Source organism: Bifidobacterium sp. MSTE12, assembly GCF_000513015.1.
Taxonomy (GTDB): Bacteria; Actinomycetota; Actinomycetes; order Actinomycetales; family Bifidobacteriaceae; genus Bifidobacterium; species Bifidobacterium dentium.
The window spans coordinates 89,766-113,593 of record NZ_AZYA01000034.1 but is presented as its reverse complement, the minus strand read 5'-3'; the positions used below and the strand labels follow the sequence as shown (position 1 = coordinate 113,593).

The 23,828-nt window shown below is 57.8% G+C and carries 20 protein-coding genes; 4 read left to right on the top strand and 16 right to left on the bottom strand.

The features are described 5' to 3' along the window. Positions 1-12 precede the first annotated feature (12 nt). On the top strand, positions 13-336 hold the full coding sequence (locus tag HMPREF1494_RS07095) for a nucleotide pyrophosphohydrolase (RefSeq protein WP_003843634.1): 324 nt from the start codon (positions 13-15) through the stop codon (positions 334-336). Positions 337-1,270: 934 nt separating this feature from the next. Here the strand turns inward: HMPREF1494_RS07095 and HMPREF1494_RS07080 are convergent. Further along, entirely contained in the window at positions 1,271-2,146 is an 876-nt protein-coding gene (locus HMPREF1494_RS07080; protein WP_231495365.1) for a CPBP family intramembrane glutamic endopeptidase, read from the bottom strand. A gap of 456 nt (positions 2,147-2,602) precedes the next feature. Here HMPREF1494_RS07080 and HMPREF1494_RS07075 point away from each other — a divergent pair, with 456 nt between their 5' ends. Beyond that, positions 2,603-3,145 carry a GNAT family N-acetyltransferase gene (locus HMPREF1494_RS07075; protein WP_034521432.1) on the top strand — a complete coding sequence of 181 codons (543 nt, stop codon included), beginning with the start codon at positions 2,603-2,605 and terminating at the stop codon, positions 3,143-3,145. 59 nt (positions 3,146-3,204) lie between these two features. Here the strand turns inward: HMPREF1494_RS07075 and HMPREF1494_RS07070 are convergent, their stop codons facing one another. Next, entirely contained in the window at positions 3,205-4,158 is a 954-nt protein-coding gene (locus HMPREF1494_RS07070; RefSeq protein ID WP_034521428.1) for a 3-hydroxyacyl-CoA dehydrogenase family protein, read from the bottom strand. 374 nt (positions 4,159-4,532) lie between these two features. Here HMPREF1494_RS07070 and HMPREF1494_RS07065 point away from each other — a divergent pair, with 374 nt between their 5' ends. Next, positions 4,533-5,282, top strand: coding sequence for a YdcF family protein (locus tag HMPREF1494_RS07065; RefSeq protein ID WP_033488908.1), 750 nt, complete (start codon positions 4,533-4,535; stop codon positions 5,280-5,282). A gap of 68 nt (positions 5,283-5,350) precedes the next feature. Here the strand turns inward: HMPREF1494_RS07065 and HMPREF1494_RS07060 are convergent, their stop codons facing one another. The 8 genes from HMPREF1494_RS07060 to HMPREF1494_RS07025 all read right to left on the bottom strand — a co-directional run bounded on the left by HMPREF1494_RS07060 (position 5,351) and on the right by HMPREF1494_RS07025 (position 16,078). Further along, entirely contained in the window at positions 5,351-6,337 is a 987-nt protein-coding gene (locus tag HMPREF1494_RS07060) for an exonuclease domain-containing protein (RefSeq protein WP_034521426.1), read from the bottom strand. Between the two features lie 43 nt (positions 6,338-6,380). Next, positions 6,381-7,751: a trigger factor gene (gene tig, locus HMPREF1494_RS07055; RefSeq protein WP_003839718.1), complete on the bottom strand. Its 1,371-nt coding sequence runs from the start codon at positions 7,749-7,751 to the stop codon at positions 6,381-6,383. A 53-nt stretch (positions 7,752-7,804) separates the two neighbouring features. Beyond that, complete coding sequence (locus tag HMPREF1494_RS07050; RefSeq protein WP_204311413.1) at positions 7,805-9,097, bottom strand: HRDC domain-containing protein; 1,293 nt, start codon at positions 9,095-9,097, stop codon at positions 7,805-7,807. A 19-nt stretch (positions 9,098-9,116) separates the two neighbouring features. Beyond that, on the bottom strand, positions 9,117-9,767 hold the full coding sequence (locus HMPREF1494_RS07045) for a DUF3000 family protein (RefSeq protein ID WP_034521421.1): 651 nt from the start codon (positions 9,765-9,767) through the stop codon (positions 9,117-9,119). A gap of 141 nt (positions 9,768-9,908) precedes the next feature. Then, positions 9,909-10,790 carry a pyruvate formate-lyase-activating protein gene (pflA, locus tag HMPREF1494_RS07040; protein WP_003844037.1) on the bottom strand — a complete coding sequence of 294 codons (882 nt, stop codon included), beginning with the start codon at positions 10,788-10,790 and terminating at the stop codon, positions 9,909-9,911. A gap of 116 nt (positions 10,791-10,906) precedes the next feature. Continuing rightward, on the bottom strand, positions 10,907-13,282 hold the full coding sequence (gene pflB, locus HMPREF1494_RS07035; RefSeq protein WP_003839712.1) for a formate C-acetyltransferase: 2,376 nt from the start codon (positions 13,280-13,282) through the stop codon (positions 10,907-10,909). A 248-nt stretch (positions 13,283-13,530) separates the two neighbouring features. Beyond that, a complete protein-coding gene (locus HMPREF1494_RS07030) occupies positions 13,531-14,670 on the bottom strand; it encodes a glycerate kinase (RefSeq protein WP_034521409.1) in 1,140 nt (379 codons plus the stop codon). A gap of 49 nt (positions 14,671-14,719) precedes the next feature. Continuing rightward, the gene (locus HMPREF1494_RS07025) at positions 14,720-16,078 is read right to left on the bottom strand and encodes a GntP family permease (protein WP_003839708.1); all 1,359 of its coding nucleotides are present in this window, start codon (positions 16,076-16,078) and stop codon (positions 14,720-14,722) included. A gap of 30 nt (positions 16,079-16,108) precedes the next feature. Between HMPREF1494_RS07025 and HMPREF1494_RS07020 the strand changes: the two genes are divergently transcribed. Beyond that, positions 16,109-17,401: a CdaR family transcriptional regulator gene (locus HMPREF1494_RS07020; protein WP_034521406.1), complete on the top strand. Its 1,293-nt coding sequence runs from the start codon at positions 16,109-16,111 to the stop codon at positions 17,399-17,401. A 25-nt stretch (positions 17,402-17,426) separates the two neighbouring features. On the opposite strand, the gene HMPREF1494_RS07015 is transcribed toward HMPREF1494_RS07020, so the two are convergent. From HMPREF1494_RS07015 to HMPREF1494_RS06990, 6 genes are all read right to left on the bottom strand, one after another. Further along, the gene (locus HMPREF1494_RS07015; RefSeq protein ID WP_034521403.1) at positions 17,427-17,657 is read right to left on the bottom strand and encodes a hypothetical protein; all 231 of its coding nucleotides are present in this window, start codon (positions 17,655-17,657) and stop codon (positions 17,427-17,429) included. Positions 17,658-17,679: 22 nt separating this feature from the next. Beyond that, positions 17,680-19,377 (bottom strand): NAD+ synthase, encoded by a 1,698-nt coding sequence (locus HMPREF1494_RS07010; protein WP_034521400.1) that lies wholly within the window; start codon positions 19,375-19,377, stop codon positions 17,680-17,682. Between the two features lie 108 nt (positions 19,378-19,485). After that, positions 19,486-20,634 (bottom strand): M20 metallopeptidase family protein, encoded by a 1,149-nt coding sequence (locus tag HMPREF1494_RS07005; RefSeq protein ID WP_003839699.1) that lies wholly within the window; start codon positions 20,632-20,634, stop codon positions 19,486-19,488. Between the two features lie 42 nt (positions 20,635-20,676). Further along, a complete protein-coding gene (locus tag HMPREF1494_RS07000; RefSeq protein WP_034521398.1) occupies positions 20,677-21,366 on the bottom strand; it encodes a methionine ABC transporter permease in 690 nt (229 codons plus the stop codon). A 5-nt stretch (positions 21,367-21,371) separates the two neighbouring features. Then, positions 21,372-22,511, bottom strand: a complete 1,140-nt coding sequence (locus HMPREF1494_RS06995) for a methionine ABC transporter ATP-binding protein (protein ID WP_003841503.1) — start codon at positions 22,509-22,511, stop codon at positions 21,372-21,374. A gap of 115 nt (positions 22,512-22,626) precedes the next feature. Next, a complete protein-coding gene (locus tag HMPREF1494_RS06990; protein WP_034521395.1) occupies positions 22,627-23,598 on the bottom strand; it encodes a MetQ/NlpA family ABC transporter substrate-binding protein in 972 nt (323 codons plus the stop codon). Positions 23,599-23,828 lie beyond the last annotated feature (230 nt).

Genomic DNA, 23,828 nt, shown 5'->3' with positions numbered 1-23,828 from the left:
AAACTCGAAATCATGATTTCCAATTCAACCATCAATCTAATCCGTGATTTCGTCTCCGCCCGTGACTGGGATCAGTTCCATACGCCGGGCAATCTCGCCAAATCAGTCAGCATTGAAGCGGCCGAGCTTCTGGAGTGTTTTCAGTGGAGCGATGAGCCACGCAATGACGATTTGGAACATGTTCATGAGGAGATCGCTGATGTGCTCATCTACAGCATCATGTTGTCCAACAAACTTGGGTTCGACCTTGATGAAATCATACTTGACAAACTCAGCAAAAACGCTCGGAAATACCCAGTCGAAATCTCACGAGGCAACAGCAAAAAAGCCAGTTGACGACTGTATACTCCATACAGCATACGTATGTTCGGCACTGTCATTTTTTTATTCCCTTCTAGGAGGGGGCAGGCGAATGGCTACTCTCCCGTCTGGAAATTCCCATTGCCATGAAGGACCAGTTTGGGCTTGCTCGTCACGTTTCCATCAGCCGTTTCCCGTCCGCCTGAAACGACCGTCATAAAGCTGCCGAATGAAAATATCAAAACGAACACGTTCCGGGATTTTATGCGCATCAACCGCAATATATGGTTGCCCATCAAACACGAAGCTGAACGCGTCGACTTCCTTGCCTACGGAAGGCAGGCAAAAACACGAATACCGTGCGACTCAGCCAAGCTAACCATGTTGGGAAGAGGGTTCTTCCCATAACTCCAATCGCCGTGCAACGCCAAAGCCGAAGCTTCAGGAGGCATCTGCGCCACTTGCTCCATCGGGAGATCGCTGTCCGGAAGACGGAAATGGCTTTCAATCCAATGAAATAGCAGTAAGGCACTCCTCCCATGCCCTATGGCGGATTTGCGTTGCCGTGCGGTTGATTTACGCAACGAGCGGAACCAAACCTGCTGTTTCGCGTATGCAACGAATACGAGTGGAATCAAGTAGAAAACAAGACTCACCATCTTACGGAAATGGCGACAGCCACATCTTCGCTCTCGTTACGCTCATCATTATTTTCAGCCTCCGCGGAAAGCTGATTGAAATCAAGCGTCATCTGATCGGTCTGAGCATTGTGTCTTTGCTATTCAAGAGCAGTCACTGGCCCAAGGCGTCCAAGTCCAACCTCCTTTAACGAGAACCCCGTTGCGCTGTTGCCCGAGGCAAACGCCAAGACGAGACCATCATTACGGTACGCTCACGGAGACATACGATTATCAACATCCCTGTTGGACTTCCGCTGTTTGGTATGGGTGAGACCTAGATAACTTTCTCTTTAGCTCTCCGTCTTCACTTTCCATATTCTCGACCATGTATCTGAAATCTCTATTCTTTTACTCTTTCTGAACACATAGAAGGCATTGGCGAAATACAAAACCGCGTATGCCAGCAGAATAACAGCGTCAGAAAAACTGGTGCTTTGCGACAGAATGGCGTCTCCACTCTGCGCTTCCGAACCAAGGAAATAGATGGTGTCTGTGATTGTATGCAGGAACATGGTGATCCAGATATCGCCTGTTCTCAGGTAGATAGCGGCGAACAAGAAGCCTACACCCGTCGCATAAATGACTTGGAACAATGTGGTGACGGGATTCGCTCCGGATAAAATATTAAAACCATGCCACAGTCCAAAAAGAAGACTGGTAAATACAACAACCGGTATAACCAATCGTTCGCGTTCCTTGCTTCTCATGACAAGGGAAATCGGAATGACTCGGAGCATGATCTCTTCGCAGATTCCGGGCTGCATTCCCATCAGTAGTGCCACGCCGGGATTTCCATAGCTTTTATGTTCCAGTATCTCTGAAATCAAATTGAATGCACCTATTGCCAGCACACTCCACCCGAGAAGAACAAACTCGCCAAATCTTCTTGCATTGAAGAAACCCCGCAAATCTTTTCTGAATATGAGCCAATACAACAACAGAACGACTATGTGGGACACCATCGTAATCACTGTGGAAATTAGTCCCATATCTCCCATATATGCGCGATCCACTGAGCCATAAACAACCATGGCCGCGACTCCACCAGTGATAGCTTCAATGAACGTTTCAACTATTCCCGCCAATGCCATGGCAGCAGCCGCTACAACCAACGCATGCGCAACAGGATGCGTTTCAGACCAATTGCATTGCATTTCTCTTCTCACAGGTCACATCTCGCCTAAATTATTCTTCTGACCGCACTCATTTCGGCATTATTTTTACCTAAAGTCATGTTGGCAATTCCATTTTCTTCTGCCACATCACTTAACTCCCGAAATACTTTTTTGCATTTACACTGCTTCTATTCGATATCACATGAAATGTATGAACTGCACGCGTGCGAATATCTTATACCCCCTAATATTATCTTTGAAGCTGATCTTTGCACCGTTCAACACGCAAGGAAGTCTTGAAATCCTGATATGTTCCAGGACTTCCCTGATTCAGATTCGTGTATGAACGACAGTCGATCGGTCAGCGGCCGCCCTCACCTGTAGCATGACTTCAGATGGCCGGCTACGCTGGATGCAGTAGGATAAATAAGGGGTTCCTGGGGGAATTTTGCCGGAAGCAACGTACGAGGAGCTTCCTGCCACGAAAAGAAGAAATGAGAGCGAAACATGACACTTGAAACTGACAGACTCATTCTGCGCCGATGGGAAGAAAACGATGCGGAGGACTTATATACATACGCTAGCGATCCCGATGTGGGACCGATCGCCGGATGGCCCGCACATCAGTGTCTAGACGAGAGCCGGGACGTGATCAGGAATGTTCTTAACGGCAAAGAGGCTTATGCCGTCTGTCTGAAAGAAGACGGCAAAGCCATCGGCGCAATCGAGCTGAAGCTGAATGGCCATACCGATATGACCGACCGGGATGATGAATGCGAGATGGGCTACTGGCTTGGGAAACCCTTCTGGGGACGGGGCATCATGCCGGAAGCCGTGAAGGAAATGCTCCGCCATGCCTTCGAGGACTGCGGCATGCGCAAAGTGTGGATCGGCTACTACGAAGGCAACATCAAATCCAAGCGCGTCCAGGAAAAATGCGGATTCAAGTACCAGTGGAAAACGCAGGATGTGGATGTTCCGCTGATGCACGAAAAAAGGACAGGCAATGTGAGCCTGATGACGAGGGAAGAGTGGCTTTCAGGAAAGTAAATCGGTATGGTGCCCTCGAACTCATCCGAGGGCACCATACGTTTCTGATTACCGGACTCCTATGCCTCTTCGCGGGCGTCTTCGACAAGCTGGCGAATCAGGTTCTCGTCACGTTGGCGAATGACCGTCTGCCCGGTCTCGCCGGTCCACTCGTAGAAGCCCCGACCGGTTTTGGCCCCCAGATCGCCAGCCTGCACCTTGGCTTCCAGCAACGGGCTCGGCTCGGTGCCGTTGTCCATGTCTTTGAGCAGATAGGTGCTGACGTTGTAGAACGTATCCAATCCGCCCAGGTCGGCGCTGGCGACCGGTCCGACCAGATTCCAGCGGCGGCCGAGACTGTATTTCACCACGGTATCGATGGTTTCCGCGTCGGCGATGCCTTCGTTCATGATGTTGAACGCTTCGCGCAGTACGGCGAGTTGCAGGCGATTGCCCACGAATCCCAATGATTCCTTCCTGATTTTCGCGGGCTTCTTGCCGATCTTGCGCATGAGCTCGAATGTGGCTTCCTCCACCTCTTCGGCAGTGCTCTCACCCGGTACCACCTCGACCAGTGGCATGAGCTGCGCCGGATTCCAGAAATGCGCGACCACGAGTCGTTCCGGGTGCTTCAATACGGATTGAATGGCCGTCGGGCTCAGTCCGGAGGTGTTCGTTGCGAAAATGGCGTCTTCCGGAGCATATTGCTCAATCTCGCTCCAGACCTTCTGCTTGACGTCAAGTTTTTCGACGATTGATTCGATGATGAAATCCGCGCCTGCCGCGCCATGCTCGTAATCGGTATAGGTGGTGATGCGCGACAGCACATCCTCGACGCCCTCCCCCTGAGCCAGCAGACCGGCCTGCGCGAACTCCTCGGCATCGGAACGAATCCTTGCCATACCGGCATCAAGCAACTCCTGCGAGCAGTCGACCAGTTTCACCGGATAGCCGGCCACGGCGAACTGCAATGCCGTGGCATGGCCCATGGTTCCCGATCCGATATTGGCGATTGTTCGTATATCCCTGACCATTGCAACCTCGCAATCCTTGAATTGTTCATACGGACATCATCGTCCGCCAACGTCTTGTAGCCTAAGCCGCGAATCTGAACGTTTCATAAGAGCCCGCCTTCGTAAAGGAAGAACGTCTTCGGCGTCCCATCCGCATCCACGTGGCGTTCAGCCCGTCTGAGAGCGATCTGCAGGCACGAAATCACGTATCGATTCGTTCCATTCGCGTCAAGGCCTTGTTCCGGTACACCAAATCCTCGCGAACCGTGAAGCCAAGCCTCTCCCGGAAGGCATTTGCGAATGGTTCGTATGGCCCGCGAATCATCAGGTCTTCGTACGGGTCCGGATGAGTATGCTGAAGTCAAGTCCGCCAGAGATACCGCGAGAGAGGCATTATGGGAACGGTTGCAAGACAAGTGGTGTTTGGTGTGTGCATGGTGTTGGCTTTCGCATGCGTCTGCTATGCATGGGCTGTATTCAAAACGCATTCCGGCACCAACTTCTGGATGGTCTGGGTCGTGTTCGCGGTGTTGTTCGAAGCGCTCGGGGGCGGTTTCCTGTTCCACTGGTGGGACGCGATGCCCCGTCTGATCCGTGACATTCTCGTGGCACTCATCTGCATCGCGGTGGTGGCGTTCGGAACGGTCGAAGGCTGCATAGTCAGCAAAATGGGTGCGCAGGGCAAACCCGGTCTGGATTATGTGATCGTACTCGGTGCGCAAGTGCATAGGGCCAGGCCGAGCCGCGTACTGAAATTCCGACTTGACAAGGCAATCGAATATCTGAACGACAATCCGAAGACCATCTGCATTGTTTCCGGCGGGCAGGGATCGAACGAGCCGTTCCCGGAAGCCCAGGGCATGGCCGACTATCTCAAGACGAACGGCATTGCCGAATCCCGTATCGTGGAGGAATCCAAGTCGAAGACCACCGAAGAGAACATCATCAACAGCAAAAAGCTGATTGCCGACGAAAACGCTTCAGTGGGCATCATCACCAACGACTTCCACGTATTCCGGGCACTGCAGATTGCACGGAAGAACGGTCTTGATGATGCGCAAGGCATTGCCGCCGGTTCTCCGCCGGACATGCTCGTCAACAACATGGTCCGCGAGTTCTTCGCCGAAATCAAATTCCTGCTGTAGCACGCTGAATTAAGGCCTTGCTCAGAGGCGGGTCAGCCGGATGCCGGAAAAAGCGTGACGGCGCGTCATCAGTAGTCGATGCCGTTCACCATGGCCTGCTCCAGCCAATGTTCCGCCACGATCGGAATGCCGTAATCGCGGGCCTTGCGCGCTTTGGTCGATTCGGAATAGGGGTCGGCGGCGACCACGAGCCTCACCTGTTTGGTGACGGATGGCCTGACTTCAAGCCCCATGCTCTCCAGCTCGGCCTCCCAGTCGGATCGCCGCTGACGCATCGATCCGGTGAGCACGATTTTGTCGCCCACGTGCAGACGAAAATCCTTCGGCAACGGTGGATTGAAACCGGTCGCATCGTCGGCACCGATTGCCGATGCGCCGCCGATCATGCATTGCAGATTGTTTTCGACGTGACTGCGGCGGGGCAGCCATTCCCGTCGTTCGAAGGACGTGAGTTCCGGCCAGTGCTCCCCTGCCTCTTCGGCGGCATCCAGTCGGCGTCGCCAGCCACTCCATTCCGGATCGGCGTCCATAAGTCTGCCAAGCAGCAACGCCGTGGCGTGCGCGTCACTCAAGGCACTGTGCGCGTCCTCGTTGTCGATGCCGAATTCACGGCAACAATCGGCAAGACTGCCGACACCGATCAAGGATCGCGACAGTTTCATGGTGCACAGCATGGTATGCGAGTTCACAGGAATATCGGCACCCAACCGCCGATATTCCGACAATAGGAATTTCGAGTCGAACGCCACATTATGTGCCACGAATACACGCCCCGCAAGCAGGTCACGTAGTTCGCGCGCGATGCCTTCGAATTCCGGCGCATGAATGAGTTCGACGGCGCTGATGTGGTGAATCCACTGCGCGCCAATGTCACGGTGCACGCGAATCAGCGTCTCATGCTCGTCTTCAAGCGTGCCGTCCGGTGCCACGTGCACCAGGCCTATTTCTATGGCCCTATCGCCGCGTGCCGGATTCAGTCCGGTGGTTTCGAAGTCAACGACCGCATATCCTTTGGAATTCACGTACGTAAGTATAGGAAAAAGGCTGGAACCCATTCGGATTCCAGCCTTTCACAATGCTTGATTCAGTGAATCAGACTCACTCGGCATCCTTGTCGGCGGCGAGTTCGTCGGCCACGGCGGCAGCAGCGGAAGCGGCCTCGACGCTTTCGGCCTCTTCGTCCTCAGCTGCTTCGCCGAGGAAGGCGCTCAGGTCGAGGGTTTCACCGTCGGACTTGAAGGTCACGGCGCGCATGCCGGCAAGCAGGCCCTTGGAACGGCCGACTTCCTGCACGGCGGAGCCGAGCTGGCCATTACGCATGATGGCCTGGATGAAAGCGTTCGGATCCATACCGTACTGCTGGGCGATGGAGGCGAGGAAGTTGAACACGTCGGCCTGGGAGACCTTGACGTCCATCTTCTCAGCGAGCACGTCGAGCACCATCTGGTCACGCAGTTCCTTCTCGACGGTCTCTTCGGCTTCGGCCTTCTGCTCCTTGGTGGCCTTGTCCGGGTCGGCGGTCACGTTCTTGAGCTGCTGCTCGACCATTTCGGCCTTGACGCCCTTCGGCACCGGAATCTCCAGGCCCTCTTCGAGCTTGGCGATGAAGGCATCGCGGGCGGCGGTGGCCTGACGGCCTTCGGCATCCTGGGAGGCGGCCTTCTTGAGGTCTTCCTTCAGCTCGTCAAGGGTGTCGAACTCGGAGGCTTCGGATGCGAAGTCGTCGTCGAGTTCCGGGAGCTCCTCGGTCTTGACGGAGTTGACCTTGACCTTGATCTGAGCCTTTTCGCCTTCGTGCTCGCCTGCTTCGAGGGTGCCTTCGAAGGTGGTCTCCTCGCCGGCGGACAGGCCTTCGAGAGCCTCGTCCAGACCGTCGAGCATGGTGCCGGAGCCGAGCTCGTAGCTCACGCCCTCCTGGGAATCGACGGATTCGCCGTCGATTTCGGCGTTCAGGTCGATGTTGGCATAGTCACCCTTGGCGGCCGGGCGATCCACACCCACGAGGGTGCCGAAGCGCTGACGCAGGGCTTCCAGACGGTTGTTGATGTCTTCATCGGTGATTTCGGCCTTCTCGACCTCGATCTCCATGCCGTCCACTTCCGGCAGCTCGATGTCCGGGCGACGCTCGACGGTGGCCACGAACTTCAGCTTGGTCTCATCCTTGGCGGATTCCGGAACTTCCTGAACGTCGATCTCCGGCTGGGCCATCGGGTGGATCTTCTTGGTTTCGAGAGCCTTGGAATACAGCTCCGGCACGCCATTGTTCACGGCTTCGCCAGCGACGGCACCAAAGCCGATGCGCTGATCGATGATCTTGCCGGGCACGTGACCCTTACGGAAGCCAGGCACGTTGACCTGCTTGGCGATTTCCTTGCGAGCCTCGTCGAGATACGGGTTGAACTCCTCCGGATCGACGGTGACGGTGAGCTTCACCTTGGTCGGCTCAAGATTCCTGACGCTGATTTTCACGCTTGCGCTCCTGAAAAATACGGTTCTTCAACAGTTCTGCCGTTAGGCAACCTCTACATGATAGCGCGACTTACGGACTCTGCGATAAGCGACACCTGCCAATCGCGCGCGCCCTGCTCCTTAAGGAATCCGGCAACGTCGCGCTTTTGTGGTTCGTCCGTCCAGCATAGATTGCGCAAGTACTGCGGTTTGATGATAATCTCCGCAGGCGTACGCGTATCGACCGCGATCTGCTGCACCACTTTGCGTGCCTTCTCCAGCGTGCGCAATCGCTCCGGATAACGATCTTTCCAATACCGTATCGATCGCGGTGCGTGCGTCTGCGATTCGTCGTTGTTCGGTTGCGAGCTCGGCATGGTCGGCCATTCGCTTCTCGGCATGTCGAGCGCCTGCTGGATGACCGACTTCCAAAGACTCGGCTTCACCTTGCGCTGGATGGGGGCATACCGTTCGAACATCTTCTCCTGTGCGGCGTCGGCCTGAATGCGCACACGTTCGTTGATGGAACGGATGGCACGGAACTGCGCCGCATTGTGAGGCTTACGTTTCGCCGCCTCAATGATTGAGAAATCGGACAGCAGCAGAGCCGGAGCGATATCGAAACGCCGGGCCAATTCGTCGCGTTTCTCCCATAGGGCCTTCGCCACGGCAAGCGCCTGCCGGTCCTTGGCGATTTCCGTGATGCGGGAAATGCGCAGCCACGGTACCGGATGTTCCTTGCGCGGCCCCATCCCCTCGTGCAGCGCGTATGCGAACTCCTCTTCGGCCCAATCCCTTTTGCCCTGCCTCTTCAATTCGGTTCGCATACGCTGTTCGAGCTCGATCAGCAATTCCACATCCAAGGCGGCGTAATTGCGCCAGTCGCGTGGCAACGGCCGGTACGACCAGTCGGCTGCGGAATGTTCCTTCGCCAATGTCAATCCCAGAAAATGTTCGGTAACTGCCGCCAAGCCAAAACGGTGCATGCCAAGCAGACGCGCCGCGATCTCCGTGTCGAACAGATGATGCGGCTCCATGCCGAGGTCCGCGAATCCTGGAAGGTCCTGCAGGGAATCATGCAGAATCCACGTGGCGTCGCCTACGGCGCGATTGAAATCGTTCCAGTCGGCCCCCGCTTGCGCCAATGCCTGCGGATCGAGCAGGCCGATACCTGCACCGGTACGCTTGAACTGCACCAACCAATCCTCATGCCCGTAACGGTATCCGGAGGCACGTTCCGCGTCGGCGGCCAAAGAGCCTGTTCCGGCCGCCAGAAGATCGCAGTAATCGCGGAAGGCCGGCAACGTATCAATCACATCGGGTACGCCCTCACGCGGCTCGGACTGCAGCCTCGGCTCGTCAATCAACGGGAACACCTTCCTCGGATTACGTCATGGTTCGGAGGAACCAGGCCCATGATTCAACCTGAGCGCCGGCATCAAGACCCCCATCGGCATAGTCTAATGGAGTCCAAGACACACGAAGTTCGCAGCCCATGGACGGCACACCGCTCATCGATCCGAAGGTGGTGTTCCTGGTAACCGTGACGGTGCCGGAAACATTCTCCGCACCGGCTTCGTCCAGATGTTCGAGCATGGAATCCCAATACATCGACGGCGTGAGGCAATCCTCCTGCTCATCGGGCAATGGCAAAGACGCAAACGCGACGCAACGCCAATGGGAATGCCAATCGTCAAGGCAATCGTGCGAATACAGCACCATGATCCAGCCGTCCGCTGTCGCGCAACGGTTCCCGGTCATGGCGCAATCATTGCGGAAATAGGATTTTTCGTCGCGATACGAGCTGCTCTCCAATGCCACGCCGACGCCAAAATCGGCCATGGCGCAAGGTATCGGAATCTCACGATAGGCCACGCCGTTCACTCGCCGCATATTGCGCACGGAAAGAACGGCATTCCACACGACATCGGGCACGCCGAGAGGTCTGTTCATCGGCATGTCGGCGGCATGGTTTTCCCTGTTGTCGGCACGCGCTGCAGTGGGCGTGCCCAAAGGGAAAGCATAAATGTCCGCCATGATTCAAGGCTAAGGCAGACATCATGCGATTCATGGTATTTCGGGGTATTTCACTTCGCGTCGAATGTGAAGATTTGCAATCCCCACCGTTCCGAGTCGGTTTCGCCGACGACTTCCGCCGGCGAAACCCCGGGCAAGACCTTAATATACGACGAATCCATGGGAGCGGAACTGGTCCATGACACGCTGCTTCATGGCCGCCGACGGACCCTTCTGATCTTCCAACGGGTACGGGATGCGCAGCTCATGCCACTTCGGGCGGCCGAGCTGGTGGAATGGAAGCACATCGATATGCTCCACCGCATCGCCGAACGTTTCGCAGATCTTCGCCACGTTCTCGACGTTCTCCTCCGCGGAGGTGAGATCCGGCACAAGCACGAACCGTATCCAGATCTTCTTGCCCGCCTTGGCGAGACGCTGTCCGAAATCGATGGTGGGCTGCAGCACTCCCCCGGTCACGATACGGTAGGTTTCCTCATCACCGGACTTCACGTCAAGCAGACACAGGTCGATATCATCGATCATTTCGTCCGTATAGTTTCTGTTGAGGAAGCCGGAAGTGTCGAGGCAGGTGTGCACGCCCATCTCCTTGGACGCTCGGAACACGCGGGACACGAATGCCGGTTGCATCATCGACTCGCCTCCCGAGAAGGTGATGCCGCCACCGGTGGCCTTGAACAGGTCGGCATAGCGGTCGATCTTTTTGATCATCGCTTCCAGGTAGACGGGCTTGCCGTCGCGCATCTTCCAGGTGTCGGGATTCTGGCAGTACTGGCAACGCAACGGACAGCCACTCATGAACACCGTCATGCGTGTACCTGGCCCGTCGACGGACGTGTTGATGTCCCAGGAATGCACGAAACCGATGTCACCGCTTTTCAGCGCATTGATGCGGTCCCGTCGATCCATGCCGATCGGCGATTCGAAGCCGGACAGGCCTCCCATCAGCGTCTGGCTGGCGTAGGCTTTCGAGCCTTTGAGCATGTGCCTGGTGGTGGTGCGGAACTGTGCGATCTCAGACATCAATGTCCCTTTCATTTATTCCGAAGTCCCCCTATCCGGGAAACAAAACGCAAGGGGCGAAGCCTTTCAAGCACCGCCCCTTGCCGTATTACCGCTTCACGCGGCGCTCATCCGTCCTAGTCGACGACGGCGCCCTGGTGGAACGTACGGGAGATCACGTCGAGCTGCTGCTCCTTGGTGAGCTTGACGAAGTTCACCGCGTAGCCGGAGACACGCACGGTCAGGTGCGGGTACTTCTCCGGGTGCTCGACGGCATCCTCGAGCTGCTCCTTGCGCAGCACGTTGATGTTGGCGTGGTACAGGCCGTGGCCGTTGCCGGCGTCAAGGATGCCTACGAGGTTGCCGATACGTTCGTCCTCGTCGCGGCCCAGACCATCAGGGGTGATGGTGTTGGTCAGCGAGATGCCGTCAAGAGCGTCGTTGTAGTCGATCTTGCCGACGGAGAACATGGACGGCAGCATGCCGTGGGAATCCATGCCGTTCTCCGGGTTGGCGCCCGGAGCGTACGGGGTGCCCTTCTTGTGACCGGACGGGAAGGCGCCGGTGGCCTTGCCGTACTCCACGTTGGAGGTGATGGTCAGGATGGACTGGGTCGGGACGGCACCACGGTACACCGGCAGGCGCTTGACCTGGCCCATGACGGTGGAGACGACCCACTTGGCGATGTCGTCGGCGCGGTCATCGTCGTTGCCGTACAGCGGGAACTCGCCTTCGGTACGGTATCCGACGATCAGATCGTCATCGGCGCCTTCGACGTATTCGTCCTCGTGACCCGGGGTGGTCTTGGCATCCTTGTTGTAGATCGGGTAGACCTTGGCATACTTGCAGGCGGACAGGGAGTCGGCTGCGATCGACAGGCCGGACATGCCGCAACCCAGGGTGCGGTACACCTCCTTGTCGTGCAGAGCCATCTCGATGGACTCGTATGCATACTTATCGTGCATGTAATGGATGATGTTCAGAGCCATCACATAGGTCTCGGACAGCCATTCCAGAGCCTTCTCGTAGTTGGCCTTGACCTTCTCGTAGTCCAGGGTGCCGTCGGCTTCCGGAGCGATCGGTTCGATTACGCCCTTGTCGATGACCTGCATGCCGGTCATCTCGTCGCGGCCGCCGTTGATGGCGTACAGCAGGGCCTTGGCGGAGTTCACGCGAGCCGCGAAGAACTGCATCTGCTTGCCTACGCGCATCGGGGAGACGCAGCATGCGATTGCGGCGTCATCGCCCCAGTGGCCGCGGATTTCCTTATCGGACTCGTACTGGATTGCCGAGGTGTCGATGGAGATCTTGGCGCAGAAGCGCTTGTAGGCTTCCGGCAGCTTCGGATCCCAGAAGATGGTGATGTTCGGCTCCGGGCCAGGTCCAAGGTGCTCAAGGGTCAGGGTGTTGAGCAGACGGAACGAGGTCTTGGTGACCAGGGTGCGGCCGTCGTCGCCGAAGCCCGCATCGGACCAGGTCGCCCAGTACGGATCGCCGGAGAAGATCGCATCATAGTCCTGGGTACGCAGGAAGCGCACGATACGCAGCTTCATGACCAGGTTGTCGATGATCTCCTGAGCGTCGACCTCGGTAATCTTGCCGGCCTTCAGATCGCGCTCGAAGTATACATCGAAGAAGGTGGATACGCGGCCGAACGACATTGCGGCGCCGTCCTGGCTCTTGACGGAGGCGAGGTAACCCATGTAGGTCCACTGCACGGCCTCCTGGGCGGTCTGTGCCGGGCGGCTCAGGTCGAGGCCATACTCCTTGCCGAGGTTGATCAGCTGCTTCAGGGCCTTGATCTGTTCGTCGTGCTCTTCACGGAAGCGAATCCAGTGCTCGATCTCCGGCTCGGTGAAATCGTTGCGATACGGCACGGAATCCTTGTCGCGCTGCTTGAACTTGATCAGGGTGTTCACGCCATACAGGGCCACGCGGCGGTAATCGCCGATGATACGGCCACGGCCGTAGGCATCCGGCAGACCGGTGAGGATCTTGTTGTGACGAGCGACCTTGATCTGCTTGGTGTACACGCCGAAGACACCGTCATTATGGGTCTTGCGGTACTTGGTAAAGATCTTCTTGATCTCCGGATCCGGCTCCTTGCCGGCCTCACGAATGGCCTGCTCGACCATACGCCAGCCGCCGTTCGGCATCATGGCGCGCTTGCACGGCACATCGGTCTGCACGCCGACAACCACATTGTCGACTTCCGGGGAGTCGATGTATCCGGCCGGGAAAGAATCAATGCCTGCCGGGGTATGGGTATCCACGTCATAGACACGCTGCTTGCGCTCTACGGCCAGATAGTTATCGTCAAGATACTTCCACAGATGCTTGGTCTTGTCGGTGGCGTCGGCCAGGAAGGACTCGTCACCCTCATACGGCGTGTAGTTCTTCTGGATGAAGTCACGAACATCGATGTCCTTCTGCCAGTTGCCCTCGGTGAAGCCGTCCCAGGCCTTGGCCTCAAGCTCCTCCTGGGAGACCGCCGTTGCATCAACTGCTGCCATTTCCACTCCTTCTGGGTGTAGGGTTGGCGACGCATCGTTACGTCGTCGCTAATTCAAAATTCTATCGGTCCTCACCTGAGAACTGGCTGATATTCAAGCCGAATAAAAGTGATTTATTTCACATATCCAAGGTGTTGCTCAATGCCAAGTGTTTCCAATGCCTCCCGCAAGTCGGACGGATGAAATCCACTCCATCCGCACTCCAGAGGACCCGTTGCATGTTCCATGAACATCGCTTACTTGGAAAATCACAGATTGCGGGCCAGCAGACGGGCCACGTTTTCGGCGGTACGGGCCAGGTTGTCCGCCGCATGGTCGACGGCGTCGCGCATGGTGGAGACGCCTGGCATGATGCCGAAAATCGCGTCGATGCCCAGGTCATACAACTGATCGATACCCTCCCCGATGCTGCCGGCCAGCGCCACCACCGTGCAATACGGCGACGCCTGCTTGACCGCTCGGGCCACACCCATCGGCGTTTTGCCGTATTGCGTCTGAAAGTCGATGCCTCCTTCGCCGGTGAAGCAATAGTCCGCCCCTGCGGCCAGCCCCGCCAATCCGGTCGCCTCGATCACCAGGTCAACGCCAGATCTCATGCTTGCTTCGGTGAAGGCCAGGAATCCCGCGCCAAGGCCACCGGCCGCACCCGCACCCGGCACGGTCTCCACCTCGCGACCCAGCTGCTTGCGGATCACCGCAGCATAATGGGCCAGCGCGTCGTCCAACCGCTCGACCATGTCGGGAGTCGCACCTTTCTGAGGGCCGAACACGGCCGATGCACCGCGCACGCCGGTCAACGGATTGGTCACGTCCGAAGCCAGACGGATGCGCACGTCGGCAAGCCTTGGATCAAGACCGGAGACATCCACTTCAGAGAGTTCGGCCAGCGCCGCACCGCCAAACGGCAATGGCGCGCCGTTGTCGTCCAGCAGCCGTACGCCCAGTGCCTGTGCCATGCCCGCCCCGCCATCGTTCGTAGCCGAACCTCCCAGTCCCACGATGATGTCGCTTACGCCCTGCTCCAGCGCGTCCTTGATCAGTTCACCAGTGCCGTAGGTGGTGGCGATCAGCGGATTGCGCGTGGTCTCGTCGATGTATTGGATGCCGCTTGCCGCGGCCATTTCGATGACCGCAGTGCGGCCGTCACCGAGAATGCCGTATTCCGCATTCGTCGGATGACCGAGAGGATCGGTGACCAATACGCGCATGATGCGCCCGCCGGTGGCATCCACCAGCGATTGAACGGTGCCTTCGCCGCCATCCGCCATGGGGATGCTGACGCATTCGGCTTCGGGCAGCACCCTGAGAATGCCGGATTCGATGGATTGCGCCGCTTCTCGCGCGGTAAGGGAGCCCTTGAATGAGTCCGGGGCGATGACGATTTTCATGGGAATCCTTTCGGGGAGGAATATGAATGATTAGGTTATCGGACAATCGTTAGAACACGATGTTCAGTACCACGGCCACAACCGTCATGGTCAGGCCGACCAAGGCTTCGAAGGGCAGCACGCCCAGTCTTTCGCCGATGGACATGTTCATTGATTTGGCGGAGACGTGGAAGTAGTTGCCGTGCGGCAACGCGTCAATCACCGTGGCACCGGCCTGCATGGTGACCGCGGCGGCCACCGGCGTAGTGCCGAAGGCGAGAATCGTCTCGCCGAAGGAGCTCGCGCCGAGAATCACACCGGTAGAGGTGGATGCGGTGGCGGCGGCCATCAGGATGCCTGCGATCGGTGCGAGCAGGGCGCCGGGCACACCGGCGGCGGTAATCAAGCGCACGATCTGGTCGGGAAGGTCGGAGCTGGTGATAAGACCACCGAGAGCGCCAGCGCCGATCAGAATCATGACCACATCGATCATGCGTGCAATGCCGGCTTTGGTGTAATCGAGGATGCGCCGCCCCTGCCCCATGGCCAGCAGTCCCACGATGGCCGCAAACGGGAGAATGTACATCGCGTCGACCTGGAACATGGTGAGCGCCTTGATGCCCAGCACCGAACCCAGCGGATTGATGAGCAGTAGCACGACGGCGATTGCGGGCGCGACCATGGCCCTGCCGATGGAGGGCAATTCGCGAGAGGCCTTGCCACCGCTCTTCGCGCTTGCGTTCTCACCGCCGTTCAGATCGTCCATGGTAACGACCTGGCCACGATGCTGTACCAGCGTGGCCAGCAACACCGCCATGCCCAAGCCGAACAACGCCGGAATGAAGCTGGAGACCATCACTGCGGAAGGCTGGATGTCGAAGCCGGAAGCCGCAGCGATGGTGTTAGGATTCGGGGAGATGATGTTGCCGGCCTTGCCGCCACCGGAGAGCGCCACAAGCAGCGCCAATTTGGACACGTGCATCTTCGAGCCGACTTCAATGGCGATGGGCGCGACGATCAGCACCGCCACGGGAATGAACACACCCACGGCACAGATGACCATCGTGGCGAGCGCCAACGCGAAAATCGCAAGTTTCTCACCGAAGGTGACCACGATGGTCTGGGCGATGCGATTGGCCGCACCGGATTCCATCATCACCCCGGCCAACACGCCCGCGGCAAGTACACGCACCACCGTGCCCATCACGCTTTGTGTTCCAGAGACTACGATGTCAACGGTCTGTGACAGTGTGGCACCGCCGATGACACATCCGACCACGGCACCGAGCATCAGCGCGTAGGTGGTGTTGAGCTTACGCAGAATCAGACCGATGGCGAGCGCCAAACCAAGTAGCGCCGCCCACCAATGCAATGAAATGTCCACTTTGACACCTTTCGTAACGATGGATACGAAATCTTTTCGCTGCATTCATTATCCGTCGGGCACCCATGCAAAACCATGTGCCTTACCCCAGGAACATTCCCCCTGTTCTACCGAAAGAAATGGTACGTGTACTATTTTTGTATGGAAATCGATCCGAATATCGCCACCGACATCGTGACGCATCTCAAGGATGCGCTGCGCCACGAAATCAACTTCTTCAATACCAGCGGCATCATCATCGCCAGCACCGACCCCACACGCATCGGTTCCGGGCATGACGGTGCGCGACTGGCCATCGCCAGCAAGCAAACCGTGTGCGTGGATGACGAGCATCGATTCGCCGGCGCCCGGAACGGCATCAACGTGCCGGTGCAGTTCGACGGCGAGCCGGTGGCGGTGATCGGCATTACCGGCGAGCGCGATGAGGTTGAACCTTTCGGCACCGTATTGCAGAAAATGACCGAGATACTGATCCGCGAGCATCTCGACCAGCTGGCCCGATTCAATCGACGGACCATGCGTGATTCGCTGATCACGGCATTGGCCTACGGCAGCGGGAATGTTGCGGACAACGAACGTCTCGCGGCCATGTTGGGCATCGATCTTGATCTGCCGTGCATGATCGCATCGATACGCGGCGTTGACCCTCACGACCTGCTGACGTATCAGGAACGAATCGTCTCCGCATTGGATCGGCAGGTCGAGGACCGTCCTGACGTATTGGCCACGCTGACCCCACAGGAATGTCTGCTAGTTATCGTCGGTTCCGATGACGAGACCGCCGAATCCACCATCCGAGCCACGGAATCGCTGATTTCGTCGTTCACCGGGCATGCCACGCACTGTGGTGTCGGCGGCAGGGCATCCACCATGCATGATTGTCGGCGTAGCTACGATCAGGCCGTGGCCGCGCTGCGCTGGGGCATCACGGCCCATGCTTCGCCACGGCCGGCATCCGATGAACGTGATAATGCCTCGCCCCGTACACGGATCGCATCAACGGAGCTTCAACATTGCGATGACGAAAACACGAGTCTCTCGACTTTCACCCGATACGAGGACCTCGACTTGGGGCTCATAGTTCCCGTAATTCCTCCGGAACAGGCGCAGGCGCTAACGCGATTGGTGTTCGGTGGGCTGGACGATGGCGTGATCGACGCATACGAGATTACGTTCGATGCCTACACACGGCATAACGGCAGCATTAGCGCCGCCGCCAAGGAGCTGTTCCTCCACAAAAACACGATGCAGAACCATCTGAACCGCATCGCCGCCATCACCGGTTACAATCCGCGCAATCTCAACGATCACACCATTCTGGCGCTGGCATTTCTTCTGCGTAGGCACAACAGCCGTTGTCTACGCTGAACGGGGCAGGACTGGACGAATCGGATCAGACCGAATCGGGCCGGTCGTCAGTGGAATCCTTCAAATCCTCCGACCAGCGCTTCCATTCGCGGTCCTGCTCTTCCCATTTGAGATTGCGCTCCTGCACGATCTTCCATGCGTCAAGCGCATCCTCACGGGTTTTGTACGGGCCCATGCGATGGCTGGCCGGAGAGACCATGCCCAGCTCAGGCTGCTCGGTCACTGTGTTAAAGTACCACTGCTTTTCCATATCCATACTCCTTGACTCGCTTTGCCGTCTACTCACGGAAGGCGTTGGTGATTGGCAACCGGCGATCGCGTCCGAATGCGAGTGCGGTGACCTTCGGCCCCAACGGATACTGGCGACGCTTCCATTCGGCACGGTCCACCAAGCGCATCACCGTGTCGACGGTGGCTTCGTCGAAACCATCGGCCAGCAGGTCGGCGCGACCGTGCGCATGCTCGATGTACATGGCGAGCACCTGATCGAGCAACGCATATTCAGGAAGCGAATCGGAATCCTTCTGACCTGGGCGCAGTTCGGCGCTCGGCGCCTTCTCGATCGAATTGACGGGAATCATCACGCCGTCGGACAACGGAACGCCAGCCGAACCGGATTCATTACCGACGACATGCAGCCCGCCGATACCCATGCCTGCGGCGGCCGCCTTGTTACGCCAACGGGAAATCTCCCAGACGCGCGTCTTGAGCAGATCCTTGATCGGGGCATAGCCGCCGACCGCATCACCGTAGATCGTGGAATAGCCGCAGGCGAGTTCAGATTTGTTCCCGGTGGCCACCGCAAGCAGACCCTTGGAATTCGAATAGGCCATCACGATCACGCCACGGATGCGGGCCTGCAGGTTTTCAGCCGCCACGCCTTCCAGATCAAGCTGCTTCTGATAGGCCACGAACAGCGGTTCGATGGGCTGGATGTCGTAATGCGCGCCGATGTTGTTCGCCAGATCGGCCGCATCGTCCTTGGAACCATCGGATGAGTACATGCTCGGCATGGAAATGCCGTACACGTTGTTGCCACCGACCGCGTCGGCCGCCATGGCCGCCACCAGCGCGGAGTCGATGCCGCCGGACAGACCGAGGCACACACCCTTGAAATGGTTCTTGGCCATGTAGTCCTTCAATCCCAATACGCACGCAGTGTACACCTCTTCGTCGGGATCGGGTTTGTCCGCGATGACGCCAACGCTCTGGCGTTCGGCGGTAGTATCGAGGTCGAAGAGCGCCAGGTCCTCCATGAACATAGGCGAGCGCTGTAGCAACGTGCCGTCGGCATCGACGGTGAAGCTGCCGCCATCGAACACGAGATCGTCCTGTCCTCCGACCTGGTTGAGGTAGATCATCGGCGCGTTTACCTCGGCCGCACGCCGCACCGCCAAGTCGAAGCGAGTGTCGGTTTTGCCCTCCTCATACGGCGAACCGTTCATGGTCAGCAGCAGGTCGATGTCCTGTTTGGCGAGTTCGGCGACCGGGCCGCCATCCTGCCAGATATCCTCGCAGATGGCCACGCCGATACGCGCACCGTCCACGTCGAGCACCATGGACTTGTTGCCCGGGCTGAAGATGCGGAATTCGTCGAATACACCGTAGTTGGGCAGGAAGTGTTTGTCATAGCCGGCCCAGACCACGCCATCGTGCAGCACGACGAGTCGGTTGCGTGGTTTGGAGTTCTCACGGTCGGTACCCACGGTGCCGACCACCACGAACAGGTCATCGAGCCCATCTGCGGCGAGTTCGGTGGCAAGCCAGTTGGCTTTGTCCCATGCGGCCTTGCGGAAGGTGCCGCGGAGGGCCAGATCCTCGATCGGATAGCCGGTCAGGGTCATTTCCGGGAACACGACCACCTTGGCGTGCTGCGCTGCGGCCAGATGCGCGTAGTGCATGACCTTGTCGGCGTTGGCGTCAAGGTCTCCTACGCAGGTGTCGATTTGAGCGAGGGCGAAACGAATGTCAGTCATACTTGCCTAGTCTATTGCGCTGTGCGTATCGTCCACGCGAACGGCGCGCATATGGCATGAAAAACCACACGCGCGCCGTTCGTCCGCACCATTTCGCCCAGCTCGTCATCATGCGAGCTCGTTCAACACGGTAAGCGCCGCGTTGGCATAGAATTCCACACCGGCCTGCAACGACTCGTCGAGACCCACGAAGTTCGGACTGTGCCAATCCGGGCATCCCGCTTCGCCGTTGGATCCGATGAAGGCGAATACCGGCAGCGTGACCTTGCCGTATTCGCAGAAATCCTCCCCCGCCATCGAAGGACGGATCGGCTCGAGTTGAGCGTATTCGCGCACATCGTCCGCAACGGCCTTGGACAGTCCTTCGTCGGAAACAAGAGGATCCTGGAAATCATCCCAATCGATGTCGGCGGTGATACCGTACCCTGCCGCGATGGCGTTGACCTGTTCCGCGAAACGACGGCCGACCATCTCGCCATCGGACTTGTGGAAGTATCGTACGGTACCTTGGAAGCTGGCCTTATCAGGCACCACGTTCCACACATGGCCGCCGTGCAGTTCGGTGATCGACAGTACGAGCGGGTGGAATGGCGAGACGTTGCGGCTCACGATGGTCTGCAATGCCAGAATCATCGTGGCGAGCGCCTCGATCGGGCCGGTACCCTTGTGCGGGTAGCCGGCGTGTGTTCCGGTGGCGTGCAGGGTCACGTGGAATTTCACGCAGCCCGCCATCATCGGTTCGGGGCCGATGGCCACCTGTCCCGGCGCATAGTTCGGATTGTTATGCGCGCCGATGGCCGCCGAGACATCGCTCAGCAGTCCGGCGTCAATCATGGCACGGGCACCGGTTCCCGTCTCTTCGGAAGGCTGGAACAGCAGTTTGACGGAACCCTTGATCTGCTTGCGATGCTTGGCGAGCCAGAATGCGGCGCCAAGAAGATACGACATATGCAGGTCGTGCCCGCATCCATGCATCACGCCGTCGTTCACGGATGCGAACGGCAGGCCGGTATCCTCCTGAATCGGCAGACCGTCGATATCGGCGCGCAGGGCGATGCGCGGACCGGGTTCGACGCCGCGTATCAGGGCGACGACGCCTGATTCCAGAGGATTGTTCAGGATTTCGATGTCATGTGCCCGGAGCAGCTTCTCAATGTAGGCACTGGTCTCATACTCCTTGAAACTGCGCTCGGGGTGGGCGTGCAGATGGTGTCGGATTGCTATCAGTTCCGGCGTGATTTCGATGTGTTCGGTCATTTTCCCGCGAACTCCTTGTCTTCTTCCGCGCGACAGACGGCGTCAACGCTTCAGCAGGTGCCTGGCGATGGAATTGGCGATGCCCTGCACAACCTGCACAAGCACAATCATAATGATGACCGCGGTCCATGTGACGGTTTGGTCGAATTTCTGGTAGCCATAGGCGATGGCGAAATTACCCAAGCCGCCACCGCCGATGTAGCCCGCCATCGCAGACATGTCAAGAACGCCGATGAACAGGAATGCGTAGGCGAGAATCAGCGGCGCCAACGCTTCCGGAATCAGCACGGTACGTACGATGGTCGGTTTCGAGGCACCCATGGAACGGGCCGCCTCGATGACGCCTGGATCAACTGGGACGAGATTCTGTTCGACCAAACGCGACGTAGCGACCGTACACATGATGATCATCGGGAAAATCGCCGCGACTGTGCCGATGGACGTGCCCACCACCTTGATGGTCAGCGGCTGCATGGCCGCAAGGAAGATGATGAATGGAATCGGGCGAATGATATTCACGATCACATCCAGGATGCGGTAGAGTACCGCGTTTTCGAATAGATTGCCCGGCCTGGTGCCATACAACACCACACCGAGAATCAGCCCGAGGAATCCGCCGACCACCAGTGTGATCAGCACCATCTCAAGGGTCTGCCCGATCGACTCGAACAGCAGCGGCCTCAGCACGCTCCAATCGCTGCGACTTGCCAGAACGATACTTTCTTGCGTCATATCCGTCACTCCTGTCCCGCTGTGGCCAAAGCCTGCTCATACGGCACTTGGTCATCCGCCGTGCCGAAATCGATGATGTCGCTGTTCCGTGCAAGTTCGGCAAGGAACGCGTCAACGCCGTCACCCGAAAATTCGTATGTGATGGCGCCGATGGCGACGCCGCGCACCGTGTCGATGCCGCCGTACTGCAGACTGCTGTGTATGCCGTGTTCGGCGATCAGCTGGGAGATGTTCTGCCCGGAAGCGCCGATGACCGAGCCGTCCACGGTATCGGTCACATCATGCTGACGGATCAGCACGGTGACGATGTGCCCCGGACATTGCGCATGCAGACGTTCCACCCGGGATTTCTCGGGAATGCCACTGACCGCAGTGGAGATGAACCTTTTGGTGACTTTCTGGCGCGGCGCCGCGAACACGTCATACACGTCGCCTCGCTCCACCACTTTGCCGGAGCTCATGACCGCCACACGATTGGCGATCTGCTGCACGACATTCATCTGGTGAGTGATCAGCACGATGGTTACGCCCAATTCTTCGTTGACACGCCTGAGCAGGGACAGCACCTCCATGGTGGTTTCGGGATCCAACGCACTTGTCGCCTCATCCGCAAGCAGAATCTTCGGATTGGTGGCCAGGGCCCTGGCGATGCCGACACGCTGTTTCTGGCCTCCGGACAGTTGCGACGGATACTTGTTCGCATGCTCGCTGAGGCCGACGAATTCAAGCAGTTGCGAGACTCGTCTGTCCTGATAATCCTTACGCCAATGATCAAGCTGCAACGGGTAGGCGATGTTCTGCGCCACCGTCTTGGTGGAAAACAGGTTGAACTGTTGGAAGATCATGCCGATCTTCTGACGAATCGGCCGCAACTTGGCCTCGCTGAGTGCGGATACCTCGGTGTCAAGCACGGTGACGGTTCCCGACGTAGGCTTCTCCAAGGCATTGATCAATCGCACCAGCGTCGACTTGCCGGCACCGGAATAGCCGATGATGCCGAAGATGTCGCCTTCGTTGATGGTCAGGCTTACATCGTCCACCGCGCGTGCGACCGTAGCGCCTCTGCCTGATGCGGCATTGCCGCCGCGCTGTTTGAATTCCTTGACCACGTGGTCAAAGACGATAATCGGAGTGGGTTCTGTCATACTGTCACTTTCGTTGGGAACGACTCGGCGTATGCACCGGTTTCAGGTGCCACCGGCATCTCATCATAACGAGAGGAAGCCCCCTCGAGACACGAGGGAGCTTCCCCATACGAAATCACTTGACTTCCTTGGCTTCCTTTTCGATCTTCTGCAGGTAGTTCTGCAGGTCAGAGGCGCTGAACTTGTCGGCGAACACCGCGGTACCGCCGGAATTCTCCTGTAGCTTGTCAAGCACGTCTTGGGTCTGGAAGATCTCGACGACCTTCTTGTAGACCTCATTGTTCACATCGGCCTTGCGGGTGGCGAAGATGTTGATGTACGGACGTGCCTCCTCGGATTCGGCATCATCCTGATAGATGGCATCGGAGGCTTTCAGACCGGCATCGGAAACGTAATCGTTGTTGATCACACCGGCGGCGACCTGCGGGTCCTTCAGGGAATTGGCGACCTGCTCGGCCTTCAGCGGAGTGACTTTCACCTTCGACTTCGCCTCATCGATGTCCTGCGGAGTGGAGAACGGCGTCCAATCACCCTTCAACGTGACCAGACCTGCGGCCTTCAGCACGCCGATGGCACGTGCCTGATTGGTTTCATCGTTGGGAATCGGCACGGTGGAGCCATCGGGAATGTCCTTGACATCCTTGTATTTGGTGGAGTAGATGCCCAGCGGGTAGATGGCCACACCGCCGATCGGCTGCAGATCCTTGTTGTTCTGCACGTTGTAGTTCGCCAGATACAGAAGGTGCTGGAATTCGTTGAGGTCAAGCTCACCGGAATCCACCGCAGGATTTTCGGACGTATAGTCCTGGAAATCAACGATCTTGACATACAGTCCGGCTTCTTTGGCCTTTTTCTGGAATTCCACCCACTGCGGGTCGGTGGCCCCCACCACGCCGATCTTCACCGGATTGGATTCGGTGCCCTTGGCATCGGCCGTCTTGGAGCCGTTCACCACACGCAGGCCGAAGAATCCACCCACCGCCACCAGAACGACCACGATTGCGGCGATGATGATGTTGCGAACGGTGTGATTGACACGCACCGGTTCTTCCGGAGCCCCGTTCGGTTGTTGAATCGAAGATGTCATGTCTGTCCCTCTCTCTTATGGAATCCTGCTCGTGACGTGGCTTCCACATCACGTGACGTCCTCTACCATACGGGATGAATTCAGCGGAAAAGGCGGAAATGCAAGGATTTCCTATCGGCGTTCGTTATAGCCTGTATTCAAGGCCAACATTGGCGCTGTTGGGTGGAAGATTATTTTCGACGCATATGCGTGCACGATTATGCTATCGCGTAGCGTGTTACCCGACCTAT

Bases quoted from the DNA above. Each gene is read 5' to 3' on its own strand.
- HMPREF1494_RS07005 (WP_003839699.1), bottom strand. From the start codon at position 20,634: ATGACCGAACACATCGAAATCACGCCGGAACTGATAGCAATCCGACAC.
- HMPREF1494_RS07045 (WP_034521421.1), bottom strand. From the start codon at position 9,767: ATGGCGGACATTTATGCTTTCCCTTTGGGCACGCCCACTGCAGCGCGT.
- pflB (WP_003839712.1), bottom strand. From the start codon at position 13,282: ATGGCAGCAGTTGATGCAACGGCGGTCTCCCAGGAGGAGCTTGAGGCC.
- HMPREF1494_RS07075 (WP_034521432.1), top strand. From the start codon at position 2,603: ATGACACTTGAAACTGACAGACTCATTCTGCGCCGATGGGAAGAAAAC.
- HMPREF1494_RS07030 (WP_034521409.1), bottom strand. From the start codon at position 14,670: ATGAAAATCGTCATCGCCCCGGACTCATTCAAGGGCTCCCTTACCGCG.
- HMPREF1494_RS07060 (WP_034521426.1), bottom strand. From the start codon at position 6,337: ATGGGTTCCAGCCTTTTTCCTATACTTACGTACGTGAATTCCAAAGGA.
- HMPREF1494_RS07010 (WP_034521400.1), bottom strand. From the start codon at position 19,377: ATGACTGACATTCGTTTCGCCCTCGCTCAAATCGACACCTGCGTAGGA.
- HMPREF1494_RS07015 (WP_034521403.1), bottom strand. From the start codon at position 17,657: ATGGATATGGAAAAGCAGTGGTACTTTAACACAGTGACCGAGCAGCCT.
- HMPREF1494_RS07000 (WP_034521398.1), bottom strand. From the start codon at position 21,366: ATGACGCAAGAAAGTATCGTTCTGGCAAGTCGCAGCGATTGGAGCGTG.
- HMPREF1494_RS07025 (WP_003839708.1), bottom strand. From the start codon at position 16,078: ATGCAGCGAAAAGATTTCGTATCCATCGTTACGAAAGGTGTCAAAGTG.
- pflA (WP_003844037.1), bottom strand. From the start codon at position 10,790: ATGTCTGAGATCGCACAGTTCCGCACCACCACCAGGCACATGCTCAAA.
- HMPREF1494_RS06995 (WP_003841503.1), bottom strand. From the start codon at position 22,511: ATGACAGAACCCACTCCGATTATCGTCTTTGACCACGTGGTCAAGGAA.
- HMPREF1494_RS07095 (WP_003843634.1), top strand. From the start codon at position 13: ATGATTTCCAATTCAACCATCAATCTAATCCGTGATTTCGTCTCCGCC.
- HMPREF1494_RS06990 (WP_034521395.1), bottom strand. From the start codon at position 23,598: ATGACATCTTCGATTCAACAACCGAACGGGGCTCCGGAAGAACCGGTG.
- HMPREF1494_RS07065 (WP_033488908.1), top strand. From the start codon at position 4,533: ATGGGAACGGTTGCAAGACAAGTGGTGTTTGGTGTGTGCATGGTGTTG.
- HMPREF1494_RS07020 (WP_034521406.1), top strand. From the start codon at position 16,109: ATGTGCCTTACCCCAGGAACATTCCCCCTGTTCTACCGAAAGAAATGG.
- HMPREF1494_RS07070 (WP_034521428.1), bottom strand. From the start codon at position 4,158: ATGGTCAGGGATATACGAACAATCGCCAATATCGGATCGGGAACCATG.